1 protein-coding gene is annotated in these 1,450 nt (G+C 69.2%); it reads left to right on the forward strand.

Annotated elements, in window-relative coordinates; all coding sequences use genetic code 11:
* The first annotated feature begins 84 nt into the window (after positions 1-84).
* On the forward strand, positions 85-1,335 hold the full coding sequence (locus ACFYMC_RS29725) for an IS701 family transposase (RefSeq protein ID WP_388531256.1): 1,251 nt from the start codon (positions 85-87) through the stop codon (positions 1,333-1,335).
* Positions 1,336-1,450 lie beyond the last annotated feature (115 nt).

The following is a 1,450-nucleotide window of genomic DNA, read 5'->3' on the forward strand; positions in this document are numbered from 1 at the left end:
CTAGTAGTGCTTGGTCAGGTCGTGTTTGGTGGTGCGTGTCCTTCGGGTTGTGTGTCGCGTTGTGGGTGTGTGACTCCGGACGAAATGGCTGCGGTGCGTGATGAGTTGGAGGTGTTTGCTGCGGAGGTGTTCGAGCCGTTTGCGCGCAAGGACCAGCGCCGGTGGGGGCAGGTCTACCTGCGGGGACTGCTGACCGACGGCAAGCGCAAGTCGGTCGAGCCGATGGCCGCTCGCCTCGGGGAGGACGGGAACCGGCAGGCTCTGGCCCACTTCATCACCACCAGCCCGTGGGATCCGGCCCACATCCGGGCCTGCCTGGCCTGGAGGATGGAGACGGCGATCCGCCCGACCGCGCTGGTCTTCGACGACACCGGCTTCTTGAAGGACGGCACTGCCTCGGCGTGTGTGTCGCGGCAGTACACCGGCACCGCGGGCAAGGTCACCAACTGCCAGGTGGGCGTCTCGCTGCACCTGGCCTCCGATCATGCCTCGGCAGCGGTCAACTGGCGGTTGTTCCTGCCCCGGACCTGGGACCCCGCCTCGCCGGAAGCTGACCCGGGCAAGATCGCCCGTCGTGTCACTTGCGGCATCCCGGAGGATGCCGGGCACGTGGAAAAGTGGCAGCTCGCCCTGGACATGGCCGATGAGACTCGTTCCTGGGGGATCGATGCGCCGCTGGCCATCGCAGATGCCGGATACGGCGACGCCGCGGCCTTCCGTCTCGGCCTGAACGCACGGGGCATGCGCTACGTGGTGGGCATCTCCACCACCCTGTCGGCCCAGCCCGCCGACGCGGTTCCGGTGGCCGAGCCGTACTCCGGGACCGGACGGCCACCGGTGCCGAAGTACCCCGAGCCTCCGCGTTCGGTGAAAGAGCTGGTCATCGCGGCGGGCCGGAAGGCCGCACGGCCGGTCCAATGGCGGGAAGGCTCCCGGCCCGGCACCGGCCGCTCCGGCTTCAAGCGAATGTACTCCCGGTTCGTGGCCTTGCGGATCCGGCCCGCCGGGCGTCAGATCCGCCAGGCCACCGAGGGCCCGGAACTGCCCGAGTGCTGGCTGCTGGCCGAGTGGCCCGCGCGCGAGAGCGAGCCGGTCCAGTTCTGGCTGTCCGACCTGCCCGCCGACACCCCGCTGACCACCCTGGTCCGCTTGGCCAAGCTCCGCTGGCGCATCGAGCACGACTACCGCGAGATGAAGCAGGCCCTGGGCCTGGCACACTTCGAGGGCCGGACCTGGGGCGGCTGGCACCACCACGTCACCCTCGTCTCTGCCGCCCACGCCTTCTGCACCCTGCAACGACTGGCCAGAGCCCCAAAAGACGCGGCGCCGGCCTGAGCCTCTACCAAGTCGTCCGCGAACTACAGACCCTCCTCGCCACCTGGACCGGCGCCTGCCCCACCTGCCACCGCGACATACCAAGCACCACACCAACCTGACCAAGCACTACTAG

Origin of the sequence: Streptomyces sp. NPDC006879 (assembly GCF_042869595.1) — a bacterium.
Classification (GTDB): domain Bacteria; phylum Actinomycetota; class Actinomycetes; order Streptomycetales; family Streptomycetaceae; genus Streptomyces.